1 pseudogene is annotated in these 244 nt (G+C 44.3%); it reads right to left on the minus strand.

The window, feature by feature from the left end:
• Window positions 1-244: pseudogene (locus SB773_RS34030) on the minus strand (MFS transporter); the annotation flags it as partial.

A 244-nucleotide genomic window follows, 5' to 3' on the forward strand; every position in this document is an offset into this window, starting at 1 on the left:
GACAGAGATTACCGCGATTCCACAGGTAACGTTGATAAAAAGCATAAGCCACAGCAAGTAAAAGCGGCGCGTCTTGATCGCTTCGTTAGCTGTTAATTGAGACAGATCTTGCTTAATTTTTTTGGTACCCGCCCCATCAACTGAATAGCCCTCTGGTAGCCATCCTTTTGGAGGAGGTGCAAGGTATTGTGCGGCTGAGATCATCACAACAAAATAAATAACGCCCAAGATGTAAAACGTATTG

The sequence above is a fragment of the Bacillus sp. SIMBA_074 genome (genome assembly GCF_046534555.1).
Taxonomy (GTDB): Bacteria; Bacillota; Bacilli; order Bacillales; family Bacillaceae_G; genus Bacillus_A; species Bacillus_A mycoides.